Genomic DNA, 13,362 nt, shown 5'->3' with positions numbered 1-13,362 from the left:
ATTCAACTAAATAAGCGTGTGTGCTTTATTTTTAAACGCACTGACGTTTAGTTTGTTATTAAATTTTATTTATTATCTTCAAGGATTTATATGGCCGTTGATACTACATCGCCGTCGGGTCAGCCCAATAGAACCGCTATTTTAATTGTGCTGGCGTTGGGTACTTTTATTTTAGGGTTATCTGAATTTTCTATGATGCCTATGTTGCCATTAATTAGTGAGGCTTTTGGCAGTACCCCGTCACAAAGTGGTTATGCTATTAGTGCTTATGCTCTTGGGGTGGTGGTTGGCGCACCCATTTTAATGCTGGCAACGGCAAATATGCGAAAACGACGAGCGCTATTATTATTTTTAAGCTTAATGTGTATTTCAAACAGTTTAAGTGCATTAGCGACCTCGTTAGAACAACTGGTGCTGTTTAGGTTTTTAAGTGGCCTTCCCCATGGCGCTTATTTTGGTGCCGCGTTATTACTGGCCTCTGATATAGCACCGCAAGGAAAACGCGCTAGCTTTATGTCAAAAGTGTTTATGGGCTTAACCATAGCCACTATCGTTGGTGTGCCGGTGGTGACATTGGTTGGGCAAAATCTTAGTTGGCGTTATTGCCTCGCTGCGGCTGGGGTGTTGGCGTTTATTGCCTTTATTTTTGTGTATAACGTGGTGCCTAATGTTAAAAACACCCATACTTCTAACTTACTCAACGAATTAGGGGTGCTAAAAAACAAACTGGTTTGGTCAATATTAGGGATTGTTATTATTGGCTTTGGTGGCGTATTTTGTATTTATACCTATGTGGCCGATACGATCTTAGAGGTCACTCAGAGCGCGCCCTATACAATTTCAATTGCTATGGTGATGTTTGGTGTTGGCTCTACGCTCGGTAATTACGTACTAGGTAAAGCTGCCGATAAATCAGCGATAAAAACCACCGGATTTACGCTTGCCTCTACCATTGTTTTTGCATTTGCATATGTCAGTGCCAGCTATAATATTTATCTGCTGTATGCGGTTATATTTTTTATTGGCTGCAGCTTAGGGCTATCAACCTTAGTGCAAACGCTATTAATGGATGTATCACCTGACGGCCACGCCATGATTGGGGCATTAGTGCAGTGTGCGTTTAATATTGCAAATGCTATTGGCCCTTGGGTTGGCGGCATTGCTATTGCAAAAGGGGCAGCGCCAAATCAAACAGGCTATGTTGCTGCGGCTTTATTTTTAGGTGGGCTGTTAATGTGGCTGCTTAGTTATATACAAATTAGCGGCAACAAAACTAAACAGGCACAGCCTTGTTAATAAAAACAAAAAGAGCCGCTAAGCGGCTCTTTTTACATTTTACTCTTTAGCGTATTAAACGCTAATAGATGACATATCAATAACAAAACGGTATCGCACATCAGAGCGTTCCATACGCTCATAAGCGGTGTTAATTTCGTCTATGTTGATCATTTCACACTCTGGCAGTACGTTGTGCTCACCACAAAAATCAAGCATTTGCTGTGTTTCTGCAATGCCGCCAATTAACGAACCAGCCACACGACGACGACCCATTAAAAGAGGAACTGTGTTTAGCTCATCTACTGGGCCTACTTGGCCAACAATAACCAAGGTACCATCGATATCAAGTAGTGGTGTGTAAATTGATAAGTCATGCTTTACAGGCACGGTATCAATAATGACATCAAACGCTGACTGCGCATTTTTCATTTCATCATCATTGTTTGATACTAAATAATGCTGTGCGCCGAGCTTTATTGCATCTTCTTTTTTAGACTCTGTACGACCAATAACAGTAACGGTTGCACCCATTGCTACTGCATTTTTAACCGCCATATGACCTAATCCACCAAGGCCTACCACTGCAACACGGCTACCTGTTTTTACACCCCATTTATGTAACGGTGAATAAGTAGTAATACCGGCGCAAAGTAACGGTGCCACGCGCGATAATTCTAAGTTTTCAGGCACTGATAATACAAACTCTTCACGTACTACAACGTGTTTAGAGTAACCACCTTGAGTCATTTCGCCGTTAACTCTATCGGTCCCGCTGTAAGTACCGACCATGCCTTCACGACAAAATTGCTCTTCGTGATTATCACATTGGTCACAGCTTTGGCAGGAGTCAACCATACACCCTACGGCAACGGTATCGCCTTGTTTGTATTTTTTTACATCACTACCGACTGATATTACTTTACCTACAATTTCGTGCCCAGGAACTAATGGGTAATTACTACCCCCCCAGTCGTTACGCACTGCGTGTAAGTCTGAATGGCACACACCACAATATAAAATTTCTATTGCTACATCGTTATTTCGTAAATCGCGGCGCTCAAAAGAAAACTCTGTAAGCTCAGAACCTTGGCTTTTTGCTGCATATCCGACTGTTTTCATAATAACTCCATAGTTTATTAAAAATCATACACAGTATACACTGTCAGCTATGAACATAAGCTGATCATGTGCAACTGCAAATAGCCCCGCAAAGTGCAGGGCTGTTTTTCTGTTATCAATTATTCCACAACAACGGCATTTAACTCGTCAATCAGTGTTTTAATACGCTGCGCATTTTTACCTAAATCACTTTTACCAATGCGTGATTTACTGCGTATATCGACCACGCGTTTACTGCCTTTATCGTTAATACGAACCACAACATCGTCTTTAAAACCAAACCATGTTGTGGTGTCTGTTGCTTCAACAATGCCATTATTAACATCACTATTAACCAGTTCCCAGCCTAAGTTTTCCATTGCTTTAGTGATTGCTGCCACCAGCTCTGTTTGGGTTTGGTTGTACTCGAGCGGTTTTAGCTCTGGGTACGCTTTACGTTGCTGCGCTGCCGTTTCTTCACCCGCGTAAGCAACCGGGTTTGGCGAATCTGCACGCAAAGGCACAACCGCAACAAACTTAGGTGGGTTAATTAAATCGGTAGAAATATCATGAATTGGCGGAACACTTTTTGCTGTATTCATCATGTTAATCGGCATTGCAATCGCAACAGCTGCAAAAATAACCGTGACCACTGCACTGGTTAGGCTCACTGTTTTACGCATGAATAGCACTTGAACTAATAATAAGGCTAATGCTGCCCCACCAACATAAACGCCTAATCTAAAACCAGCAAAGGCAGTACCTAACTCAACCATATTAAATTTATAAAGGGGTCCCGGTAGTACCACCATTAAAAAAGCGATAAGCCCAACTAAGGTCACTAAATGTTTCATTGCCTACTCCGTTATTGTTATATGGTTATTGTTTTTTAAACAGCTTTATACTGTTAACACTCCAATTTAGATTACTATGACCGATAAGTATCTATAAAGTCATAATTTATTGCCCTTTTAAAGTAGATAACTTGACTCCTTGGTAAAAATCAACAAACTACGGGGGTAAAATTATCAGGGTATTATTATTTATGAAGACAGAGATTAGTTATCGATTTGAATCATCCCAAGTTGCAAACCGTTTTTTACACGAATTAAAAGATTGGCCAGTCAATGACGTAAAAACACGTCTTTTTAATGGCGGCGACAGCGTTAAAGTAAGCTACGAATATGATGAAAGCGGATTTGATTATACGGTTGCCGAACTTGATGATTTAGCCGAGCAACACGGCGGACAAGAAGTATCGAGTTAAGATACTTATACCTACGCTCAATAGCCACAACACACTTTGTAGCCATGCCTGCATTGTAAACTTTAAGCTTACAAAGTTATGTAGCAATAGGTATTACACAACGTATTAAAGACCCCATACCCACTTTACTTTCAACCTCTATAGTGCCATTGTGCTCTTTAAGTACATTGTAAACTATAGCCATTCCCATACCAGTGCCTTGGCCTACGGGTTTAGTGGTAAAGAAGGGATCGAACATTTGTTTAAGTGTATCAGCGTCCATTCCACAGCCGTTATCTGCCACCTCTATGTAAATATTGTTTTCATTGGCAAACAGCTTAACACTTATTTTTCCTTGCTGATCGCGCAAATCGTCGCAGGCGTGTTTGGCATTAATTAATAAGTTTACAAACACTTGTTTCATCGATGATTATTACACCGTGTTAGAGGTAACTTTTCAATGTGTAACTCTATAGCACATGTCCCTAGCTGGTTGTCGAGTAGTTTTAGTGTGCTATTGAGTGATTCTGTAATATCTGCCATTGCAGTTACGTTGTCTTTTAGGCTTGCAAAGTCAACAAGGTTATTAACAATATGAGCGATACGTTCTAATCCCTCTTGGGTATCATCAACTAAGTCATCAATATCGTCCACAATAAAGCTTAAATCGTTTTCTTGATTGAGCTGAACTAAAATAGACTCTAACTGCGATACTGAAATCGATTTATCTACAAATTGTTGAGCCGCCGTCATTAACGAAACCAACACGGGCTTTATAAATTTTATACTTTCTACATTGCTGGTTATGTAAGCAAGCGGGTTATTTATTTCGTGGGCCATCCCAGCAGAGAGTGTCCCTAGCGTGGCCATTTTTTCACTTTGCATTAAGGTTATTTGTTGGTTTTTAACCGTTTCGAGCTTTTCTTCCAGCTCTTGATTAACAATAAACAATGCCCGTGTTTTGTCTTCTAGTAGGGTTTCTAATTGATCTCTGGCTGATTTTTCGCGCAAATACGCTTTTTTATAATTGTAGTCGTCTTCAGCCATGGGGAGTCTCATATTTTATTTCAATTAAACACGAATCAAACCCATCATGCATACACTGGGCATGATTAAGTTTAGCATCAACCCCATAATGAGCCGCAGCACCAAAAATAAGCCCTTCGGCGCACATACAAAGCTGTCGCTTAGAGTTGTAACGCATTAAAATAAACCCGTCTTCAATAATTTGGGCGTCAATTTCAGGTAAATTAGGCTCATGATAAAGCTTAGCTACTTCAACATGAATTACTTTATCAATACCAATAATGAGATCAGCAAAACAATTAAAGTTAGCAACAATGCTTGGATGACGTGCCTTTAAGTGAGAAAATAAATACTCTCCAAAGGCCTTTAATACCTCTGGCATAGACATAGAAAGTGCAGTTGCTACATCTTGTGCTAAACCAACTATTTCTTCATCTGGATAACTTTCTGCAGAAATATAAACACGACCCTCCGGTGCATTTTTTTCAAGTAAGTCGTCCCATGCTGCCATGCCACGTTTTTCAATAACCAGTGCCTCAAGCCCTCTAAAGATAACGCCTTTCATGCATGTTCCCTCTATTATCACTTTTAGATTGTTAGCTGCATCTTCAATTAGTTACAAACGCTCGCTACCTTACTGCTCATATGTACACTAGGGTAATAAGTCTTACCCAGTAAAATATCAGCATTAAAGTAATAATAGTTTAGTCGCTTGTAAAACGCCCAAAAATGTTCGTTATTTGTATGGTCAACGTTTAACATTAAGTGACATTAAGGAAGCGTGATCACATTCTGCTTTTTACTCTATTGGTGGCAACGCTATTGGCAGGATCGTCTGGCCAAAAGTGCTTGGGGTAGCGCCCTTTCATCTCTTTTTGTACCTCGCGGTAACTACTATTCCAAAAATGTGCTAAGTCTTGGGTTAACTGTAGTGAACGCTTGCCTGGCGATAACAACTCCATTAGCAATGCTAATTTACCGTTAGCTAGCATAGGTGTACTGGTTAAACCATATACCTCTTGCATGCGCACACTAAGCTTGGCAGGTCCATCAAGTTGGTATTCAATTTTTATGTTAGAGCCACTTGGTACTGTTAGTCGCAGTGGGAGTAAAGATTTTAGCTCGCTTTGCTGTTGCCAATTAAAACAGTTTTGTAGTGCCTCAAAATAATTAAACTTTTTAAGTTGCTCAAGGGTTTTAATATCTTCAAGGTATACCCCTAACCAATCACCTGCTGTTTCAATGAGCTGCTGCTGATTAATAACAGGAAACTGTTCTGGCATCAATTTGCTGGCTAGGCACATTCTAATAAGTAACTGCTCACTTTCTTTTTGCTCGTTAAACAGTGAAAAGCCCTGCTTGGCAAACACACTAAGCCATGCCTTGGCACGCTCTGTTTTATCAAGCTTATGTTTACTTGGTTGGCTGCTAAGGGTAATTTCTCCAAGTTTTACTTCATCTTGATGAATAAACCTAGCAGCTTTTTCATCAAACTCGCAGCGGGTCAACTCAGTGAATAAATGCGGTAAATACTCTTTAAGCGCTAATGGATTTAGCGCCGTGGCCGCAAAAACTCGCCCGCCTTTGTGTCCGCCCATACTGGCAATAGCTATATATTCGTCATTATGCCAGTAGTCAGGGTTTAGCTCGGCCCCTGCGCCATTAGCAAGTAAGTAGCCATTACCGCGTTTTTTAGCGATGCGATCTGGGTAGGCAAGCGACACTAATAAGCTTAAATGATCGGTGTTTAAATCTGTTTTGCTGTCGGTAAATTTTAAGCGTTTTAACCAATAATTTAATTGTTGCTTAAACACAGGATGCGGACGCTGCTGTTGACTATGCAGTGCTAGGTTGAGCTCATTGGCAGTGCTAACTCGGCTTTCTAGTAAGGCGACTAAATAAATAGCTAAGCGATAAATCCCACTTAACTGTGGTTCTAGCATTTGCGCTTTTAATAACATGTGCGCTAGGCGAATATCGGCACCAAAGCCCAACATTTTACTCCCCAGTGCGGTGAGCTTACCGTGGCTATCTATCGCTTCAAGCATAGATAATAAATTGGTAGCTTGGTTGCATTGTTGCTCACTCGGCGGGTCAAGTAAGGTGAGTTCACTAATGCTTGCGCCCCACTGCTTCGCCTCAAGCATCAGTTGGCTAATATCTGAGGTCAAAATATCAGGGTTATCGTGGCTGTTTCGTCGCTCAAAAGTTTGTTTTGAACCTAAACGATACACAACCCCTGGTTCTATTCGTCCTGCACGCCCTGCGCGTTGTACTGCCGATGAACGAGATATACTTTGAGTCGTCAGCTCAGTTACACCGGTTTTTAAATTAAAGCTGGCTGCACGGCGCTTGCCGCTATCAATCACAATTCGAATGCCTTCAATGGTTAAGCTGGTTTCGGCAACATTGGTGGTCAGTACTACTTTTCGCATCCCTTGAGGCGCAGGTGCTATTGCAGCTTGTTGATTGGCTTTATCTTGCTCACCAAATAAAGTGGCGACTAGGCAGTTACTAGGTAAGTCGCTCAATGCTTGTTGCACGCGCAGTATTTCTCGTTGGCCGGGTAAAAATACCAGCGCACTGCCGGTTTGCTCATTGAGTGCTTGTTTTATAATAGCGGGGATGGCATCAAGCCAGCGGCTTTCATCTTTTATTGGGCAATATATTTCGTCAATCGGGTAACTTCGCCCGCTTGACTGAATAACTGGGCAATTAAAAAATGCGGTATAACGATCGCTATCGAGGGTGGCCGACATCAGCATAATGGTTAAATCTTCACGTAGCGCCGCTTGCGATTCTAAAGCAAAAGCCAGCGCGGTATCTGCTGCGATAGAGCGCTCATGAAACTCATCAAAAATCAGTAAATCAACATCACTGAGTTCAGGGTCATTTTGTAACATGCGTGTCAGCATGCCTTCGGTGACTATTTCAAGGCGCGTGTGTACGCTTACTTTACTCTCACCTCGCATCCGTAAACCGACACTTTGCCCCAGCGTTTCGTTTTGGCAATGCGCTAAATAATTGGCAATATTACGTGCAGCTAAGCGCCGAGGCTCCAACATCACTATGTGTTTATAAGGCCCATCGCGCATAAGCTGTAATGGCAACCACGTTGATTTACCTGCACCAGGCGGCGCTTGCAGTAAGGTGATTGGGTTGGCTTTTAATGCATCAATGAGTGAGTTATATATTTCTTGAACCGGCAGCACGCTATTTACCCTAAATTACTTTGTCGCCATTGTAGCAAAAATTAGCAGTTATTTATGTAGGGTACGACTATGTGCTTGGCTTATCATTTCATCTAAAACTTTAGCTTCTTGTTGCTGCGCTTGGCTTTGAAAAGCACGGTGCCTGTTGCTTACTATCCCTTCTATGCCTTTGGTAAAGCTCATTTGCTTAAAACAAGCTTGCTGTTGACGTAATTCATATTGCTGTGAATCATGAATCCGCGCTTGTTGCTGCGCTGACAAACCAGACAAAATACGCTTCATCCCTGATAAATTTTGTAAGCTTAGCGCCGAGCTCATTTGCTGGTTTTTATCCATACTGTTTATGTGCTGCTGTAGCTGCGATAGTCGCTGCTGCTCTAAGTTACTTCTTTGTTGTAATTGAGTTTGCTCGGCCAGCATTTTATCTAATTTTTGCTGTTGTAATCCTAAAAATTTATTAAGCATTCAGTTCACCCATCACTGCATTTAACTGATTCACTGACTGTGAGAAATCCACTTGTTCGTTCAATCCTTGGCATAGAAATGATTCGATTTGTGGATACAAATTTACCGCACTGTCGAGTTCCGGGTCTTTACCTGCCTGATACGCCCCTAAAGGTATAAGCTCATGTACTTGCATATAGCGGCTATAAAGTTTTTTCAATTTATAACAAAAGCTTAGCTGCTCATCACTCACTATATTTGGCATCACTCGACTAATCGATGAACCAATATTAATGGCCGGATAGTGGCCCTTTTCTGCTAAGGTGCGATCCAATACTATATGGCCATCAAGAATTGCTCGGGCGTTATCGGCTATTGGGTCTTGTTGATCATCCCCCTCAGCCAATACCGTATAAATGGCGGTCATGCTGCCTTTACTTTTTTCACTATTACCGGAGCTTTCAACCAACTGGGTTAATTTACTAAATACCGATGGCGGGTACCCTTTAGATGCGGGCAGCTCGCCTACCGATAGGCCAATTTCACGCTGTGCTTGCGCATAGCGGGTTAATGAGTCCATTAATAGCAATACATTTGAGTTTTTATCTCTAAAATAGGCCGCCAGTTTATGACTAAGCTCGGCGGCTTTAATACGCAATAAGGGAGAATCGTCCGCTGGGGATGCAATCACAATAGCCTTTTTTAACCCTTCTTTACCTAAGCTTTGCTCAATAAAATCTTTTACTTCCCAACCACGCTCACCGACTAGGCTTACAATGACTACATCGGCCGAGGTAAAGCGGGTCATCATGCCAAGTAATTTACTTTTACCCACACCCGAACCTGCAAATAACCCTAACCGCTGGCCTTTACCCACACTAAATAGGCTATTAATAGCGCGAATACCCACATCTAACGGCTCGGTAACGCCTTTGCGCTCCAGTGGCGTTAAAGAATAATCGTTACTCAATTTACAAGCACCCATTGTGCTGTCTTGTTCAAGTGGCCCTAGGTTATCAATGGGTTGCATTTGCGCATCAATTACTCGCCCCAATAACTTTTCTGAAATAGCCACATGGCTGTTTTTTATAACTGGTCTGACTCGCCCACCAGAATATAAATTTTGTATTTTTTTCAAGGGCATTAAATAGGCTTCATCTTGATTAAAACACACAACTTCAGCGTCATACCAGTGACCGTCAACACTCTCAACTTGGTACTTTTCGCCCATAGCGAATTGCCCACCCGTCGCGGTAAGTGTTAAACCATTGACTCGTGTTAAACGACCATAGCTTTTAACTAATTCAGGCGGGGTTAGCGCTGTCAGCGCAGATTTTAAACTAGTGTGTAGGGGGTTAGTCATGTGGCTGCGCTTTGAGTATTTCAGGTATCACTTCACCCAGTAAGCTTTGTAGGCGCTCTGAAAAAGAAAACCGATGTGTTTGTTGCTCTGCCACCAGTTCAACGTCTCCACTGATCAGAGCCTCATCAAAGTAAATCGGCACCGAAAATTCAGCTAAACGCGCATCATTAAAGCAGTGGCGATCAGCCCCTGAGATCATAACTTTTGTTACTACATCACGATTGCTAAGCAAGGTAATGGCTTTTTCAATAAGCTGCGCGCGTATTTCGGGGCGTACTTTTAGCTCGCAGTCAATAACGTGCTCTGCTAACGTGCTTATCATCAAGGCAATGTCTTGTTTAAACTCATCATTAAAGTTAAGTAGTTCGTTATTCGCTTTGTCGAATAAAGTGTTAAAACGTTCAATAAGCTGTGTTTTTTGCGCTTCAAGACACTCAGCAACACGCAACTCTATTTGTTGCTCCATTTGCTGCTCTAATTCACTTTGCTTATTGGCAGCACCTTGCGCAAGGCCTTTTTCATAGCCCTGCTGTAAACCAACACGCTGAGCAGCATCTAAACGCTCTTGCAGCGTTTGATGTTGCTCATTTTTATTTAAAGTGGGAAACCTGAATACTTGACTCATAGCTAGCCTGCAGTCTCTTCTTCAAATAAGCGATATTCAATATCACCTTGTTTGCTCATGTCTCTGACAATCGACATAATTTCTTTTCTGGCGGCAATCACTTTGCTCAGTGGTTGTGCACTTAAGCCGTCAATTTGCTGTTGGTACACTTGCGCTAAACGTTTAGGTAGTGCACCTAAAACACGCGCTAAAAACTCACTGTTCACACCCTTTAATGACATCGTCCATAACTCATCAGGAATGTCGTTAAGCAACAAGGTTAGTGTCTCGTCTGTTTGCTTAATTAAGCTGTCAAAGTCGTACATTTTCTCTTGTATTTCATCAGCTACGTTAGTGTTATGTTTTTTCATTAGTTCGATAATTTGGCTCTTATTACCGTTATAACGATTCATAATTTCAACTGCTTTATCGACACCATTAACCTGTGCGCCCACTTGGCGACCAACAAATTCAATACACGATTCAAGCGTTAAGCGCACATCATCAATAACGTGTTCACTCACTTCACGAAGACTCGCAATACGATACAGTAAGTCATCGTGTTTAGATTCTGGAAACAGCACAATAATGGCAGAGGCTTGCTCTGGCGGTAAAAAAGCCAAAAACAGCGCTTGCATTTGCACGTGTTCTTGCTCTAAAAAGCGCACGATAAGTTCAGGCGGGATCCACTCTAAACGACGTAAATCGTCATTCATGGCACCACCATAAATATCATCAAGCATAGTTTTGGCAAGCTTTCTACCGACGGCTTTATCGAGTGCTCGCTCTAAATACACACGCGATGCACCATTGACGCCACTTTCATTGCGGTAGCAATCAAAAAATTCACTCAAAGTGCCTGCAACATCATGTTGAGTAACGTTTGAAATTTTAGCCATGCGCTCAGAAATAGCCTGCACTTCACGGCGGCCTAATTTACGAATAACACTGGCGGCGTTTTCCTCGCCCATACTTAGCAATAAAATAGCGGCACGATCTAATGCCGGTAATTGTGAGCCTTTATCAAGCTTTTCTTGATTCAATTTCAACTCCTTGTTCTACCCAATATTTTATCACCGATGTGACACGCTCGGTTTCTTTATTAGCAAGTAACTGCATGTGCGCTATCTGTTCTTCAAAGTCATTGCCTATTTGCGGTAACGACATATTTTGATGTTCGCTTGCGCCCTCTTTGGCAGTTAAGTTTTCTATTTGCGATTTCGCATTAATGGCGTCATCAAGCGGACTACTTTGTCTTTCTGTTGCAGAGACTGACTTAACCTCATTATCTGTGGTTGCCATGGCGTTGTTTGCGTCGTTACTTTTGCCTTTAATTAAGTGATTAACTAAAGGACGCACACCAAATAAAATCAGCAATAAACTAATTAAAGTACCAACAATATAACGGGCATACTCTTTAAGCTCTGGCATTTGCCACCACTCAAGGCCTTCACCTGGGGCGAGTATTTTTTGTTCTACAAAGGCAAAGCTGGTTATGTTGAATTGATCGCCGCGTGCGTCGTTAAACCCCGTGGCTTTTTTTACCATTTCACCTAATGAAGCGAGCTTTTCTTCGCTCCAGCCATCAGCAGTGCCTGCTACTTGCTCATTAATAAGTACCGATAAGCTCATGTTTTTAATTCGGCCTACTTCAAATTGGGTGTGAGTGACTGAGCGGCCATTTTCAAACTGTCGCTTGCTCTCACTTCGTTGTGAAGTACGCTCGTTGTTTTCATCTTCAGCTTGTTCATTAGGCACTGGTGGCTCATTAGCTAAAGAACCCGGAATGCCCGCCGCCAGCTGATCCATGGTGCTATCAGATTTAATAAACTCTTGTGTTAATACATTTTGTGGGTCAACCATTTCACGGGTTTCTTCAACCACGCTAAAGTCAACATCACTTGAAACCTGAATTCTAAAATTGCCTTCGCCTAAAATTGGCAACAACATAATAGAGGCACGTTGCTCTATGTTGCGCTCAACTTTTTCGATAAAGGCGAGTTTTTTATCGGTTTCTTTGCCTACTGGCGTAGTATCAAATAAGTCGCCGCTGAGTAGTTTACCGCGCTGATCCACCACCGACACAGAACGAGAATCAAGCCCTGGCACACTGCCAATAATCAGTGCAATAATGGCTTCCACTTGCTCTGGTTTAAGCTCATGGCCTGGCGCTAAATCAACCATCACAGACGCTGCGGTTTTTTGCTCAGTACGACCAACAAACAAGCTGCGTTTAGGTACCGCTAAATGTACGCGCGCGTTACGAATACCTTGCATGTTAATAATGGTGCGCGCCAGCTCACCTTCTAAGGCATGTTGGTATTGCATAGATTCGATAAATTGACTGGTGCCCATAGACACTTTATCGCTAATATTTTCAATTCCCTCAGGCATAGAGGCTTTTATTCCTCTGGCTGCAAGCGTAATACGTGCATCCGCCAGCTTTTCTTGAGGAACCAAAATATTACCGCTATCGGTATCAATGCGAAACGTGATTTGCTCTTTATCTAAAATCTCTAAAATATTGGCTTTATCGTAGCTTTCTTGGTTACCGTAGAGCGGCACGTAGTTTTTAGCCGATGTCCATAAAATAAGGACTATGGTTGCCGCTACTAATGTCGCTAGTAGAGCAATGGTCGCGACACTTCTGTCACCTGAGCTACCAAAATTTAATTTATTTGAGAGATTAACCACTCTTTCTTTTAGGTTATTCTCATTTTGCTCAGGTACTTTTGCTAATTCTCCTTTCATATCAGCCTCTACAGTGACATGCGCATGACATCATCAATGCCATTGAGCACTTTATTGCGCATTTCCATTAGCATAGAAAAACTAAGCCCTGCTTTTTGACTGGCAATCATCGCCCCTACTACGTCTTCACTTTCACCGGTATCAACGGCTTTTACCATCTCACCAGCTATATTTTGTTGGGCGTTGATAGAGCGAATAACATGCTTAAAATCTTCGCTAATATTTACATTTTGATTACTGATAGCAGCCGGCTCTATACTTTCTGGACCTGCAATTTTTTGCATGTCCATCATTTTGCCCAGCATCATTTGTTGACTTTCAATTGGCGACATTTTATTTT

12 protein-coding genes and 1 pseudogene are annotated in these 13,362 nt (G+C 41.9%); 2 read left to right on the top strand and 11 right to left on the bottom strand.

The features are described from left to right. The first annotated feature begins 90 nt into the window (after positions 1–90). Positions 91–1,296, top strand: coding sequence for an MFS transporter (locus tag ABZP26_RS04875; protein WP_368485421.1), 1,206 nt, complete (start codon positions 91–93; stop codon positions 1,294–1,296). 54 nt (positions 1,297–1,350) lie between these two features. Here ABZP26_RS04875 and ABZP26_RS04870 read toward each other — a convergent pair whose 3' ends face one another. Together ABZP26_RS04870 and ABZP26_RS04865 are read right to left on the bottom strand one after the other, a co-directional pair. Next, on the bottom strand, positions 1,351–2,397 hold the full coding sequence (locus ABZP26_RS04870; RefSeq protein WP_013464412.1) for an NAD(P)-dependent alcohol dehydrogenase: 1,047 nt from the start codon (positions 2,395–2,397) through the stop codon (positions 1,351–1,353). Between the two features lie 119 nt (positions 2,398–2,516). Beyond that, on the bottom strand, positions 2,517–3,230 hold the full coding sequence (locus ABZP26_RS04865; protein ID WP_368485420.1) for a DUF1499 domain-containing protein: 714 nt from the start codon (positions 3,228–3,230) through the stop codon (positions 2,517–2,519). Positions 3,231–3,421: 191 nt separating this feature from the next. Between ABZP26_RS04865 and ABZP26_RS04860 the strand changes: the two genes are divergently transcribed. Continuing rightward, the gene (locus tag ABZP26_RS04860; protein WP_008108632.1) at positions 3,422–3,643 is read left to right on the top strand and encodes a hypothetical protein; all 222 of its coding nucleotides are present in this window, start codon (positions 3,422–3,424) and stop codon (positions 3,641–3,643) included. Between the two features lie 76 nt (positions 3,644–3,719). Here ABZP26_RS04860 and ABZP26_RS04855 read toward each other — a convergent pair. From ABZP26_RS04855 to ABZP26_RS04815, 9 genes and pseudogenes are all read right to left on the bottom strand, one after another. Further along, positions 3,720–4,669 (bottom strand): annotated as a pseudogene (locus tag ABZP26_RS04855) (sensor histidine kinase). Beyond that, positions 4,662–5,213 (bottom strand): heme NO-binding domain-containing protein, encoded by a 552-nt coding sequence (locus ABZP26_RS04850; protein WP_368485419.1) that lies wholly within the window; start codon positions 5,211–5,213, stop codon positions 4,662–4,664. Before ABZP26_RS04850 ends, ABZP26_RS04855 begins: the two are co-directional and overlap by 8 nt. Before the next feature lie 220 nt (positions 5,214–5,433). Continuing rightward, positions 5,434–7,860 (bottom strand): ATP-dependent helicase HrpB, encoded by a 2,427-nt coding sequence (hrpB, locus tag ABZP26_RS04845; RefSeq protein ID WP_368485418.1) that lies wholly within the window; start codon positions 7,858–7,860, stop codon positions 5,434–5,436. A gap of 48 nt (positions 7,861–7,908) precedes the next feature. Next, positions 7,909–8,325, bottom strand: a complete 417-nt coding sequence (locus tag ABZP26_RS04840) for a hypothetical protein (protein ID WP_368485417.1) — start codon at positions 8,323–8,325, stop codon at positions 7,909–7,911. Beyond that, the gene (locus ABZP26_RS04835; protein WP_368485416.1) at positions 8,318–9,667 is read right to left on the bottom strand and encodes a FliI/YscN family ATPase; all 1,350 of its coding nucleotides are present in this window, start codon (positions 9,665–9,667) and stop codon (positions 8,318–8,320) included. Before ABZP26_RS04835 ends, ABZP26_RS04840 begins: the two co-directional genes overlap by 8 nt. Further along, positions 9,660–10,292: a FliH/SctL family protein gene (locus ABZP26_RS04830; protein ID WP_368485415.1), complete on the bottom strand. Its 633-nt coding sequence runs from the start codon at positions 10,290–10,292 to the stop codon at positions 9,660–9,662. The genes ABZP26_RS04835 and ABZP26_RS04830 overlap by 8 nt, the downstream gene beginning before the upstream one ends. A 2-nt stretch (positions 10,293–10,294) precedes the next feature. Further along, positions 10,295–11,314 carry a FliG C-terminal domain-containing protein gene (locus ABZP26_RS04825; protein ID WP_028835449.1) on the bottom strand — a complete coding sequence of 340 codons (1,020 nt, stop codon included), beginning with the start codon at positions 11,312–11,314 and terminating at the stop codon, positions 10,295–10,297. Further along, positions 11,295–13,022 (bottom strand): flagellar basal-body MS-ring/collar protein FliF, encoded by a 1,728-nt coding sequence (gene fliF, locus ABZP26_RS04820; RefSeq protein ID WP_368485414.1) that lies wholly within the window; start codon positions 13,020–13,022, stop codon positions 11,295–11,297. The genes ABZP26_RS04825 and fliF overlap by 20 nt, the downstream gene beginning before the upstream one ends. Positions 13,023–13,030: 8 nt before the next feature. Next, positions 13,031–13,354 carry a flagellar hook-basal body complex protein FliE gene (locus ABZP26_RS04815; RefSeq protein WP_010391195.1) on the bottom strand — a complete coding sequence of 108 codons (324 nt, stop codon included), beginning with the start codon at positions 13,352–13,354 and terminating at the stop codon, positions 13,031–13,033. Between the last annotated feature and the right edge of the window lie 8 nt (positions 13,355–13,362).

The organism is Pseudoalteromonas sp. SD03 (genome assembly GCF_040937955.1).
Classification (GTDB): domain Bacteria; phylum Pseudomonadota; class Gammaproteobacteria; order Enterobacterales; family Alteromonadaceae; genus Pseudoalteromonas; species Pseudoalteromonas tetraodonis.
The sequence above is the reverse complement of the archived record's forward strand: the minus strand, read 5'-3'. Positions and strand labels throughout refer to the sequence as shown.

Bases quoted from the DNA above. Each gene is read 5' to 3' on its own strand.
- ABZP26_RS04870 (WP_013464412.1), bottom strand. From the start codon at position 2,397: ATGAAAACAGTCGGATATGCAGCAAAAAGCCAAGGTTCTGAGCTTACA.
- fliF (WP_368485414.1), bottom strand. From the start codon at position 13,022: ATGAAAGGAGAATTAGCAAAAGTACCTGAGCAAAATGAGAATAACCTA.
- ABZP26_RS04840 (WP_368485417.1), bottom strand. From the start codon at position 8,325: ATGCTTAATAAATTTTTAGGATTACAACAGCAAAAATTAGATAAAATG.
- ABZP26_RS04865 (WP_368485420.1), bottom strand. From the start codon at position 3,230: ATGAAACATTTAGTGACCTTAGTTGGGCTTATCGCTTTTTTAATGGTG.
- ABZP26_RS04815 (WP_010391195.1), bottom strand. From the start codon at position 13,354: ATGTCGCCAATTGAAAGTCAACAAATGATGCTGGGCAAAATGATGGAC.
- ABZP26_RS04850 (WP_368485419.1), bottom strand. From the start codon at position 5,213: ATGAAAGGCGTTATCTTTAGAGGGCTTGAGGCACTGGTTATTGAAAAA.
- ABZP26_RS04830 (WP_368485415.1), bottom strand. From the start codon at position 10,292: ATGAGTCAAGTATTCAGGTTTCCCACTTTAAATAAAAATGAGCAACAT.
- ABZP26_RS04835 (WP_368485416.1), bottom strand. From the start codon at position 9,667: ATGACTAACCCCCTACACACTAGTTTAAAATCTGCGCTGACAGCGCTA.
- ABZP26_RS04860 (WP_008108632.1), top strand. From the start codon at position 3,422: ATGAAGACAGAGATTAGTTATCGATTTGAATCATCCCAAGTTGCAAAC.
- ABZP26_RS04875 (WP_368485421.1), top strand. From the start codon at position 91: ATGGCCGTTGATACTACATCGCCGTCGGGTCAGCCCAATAGAACCGCT.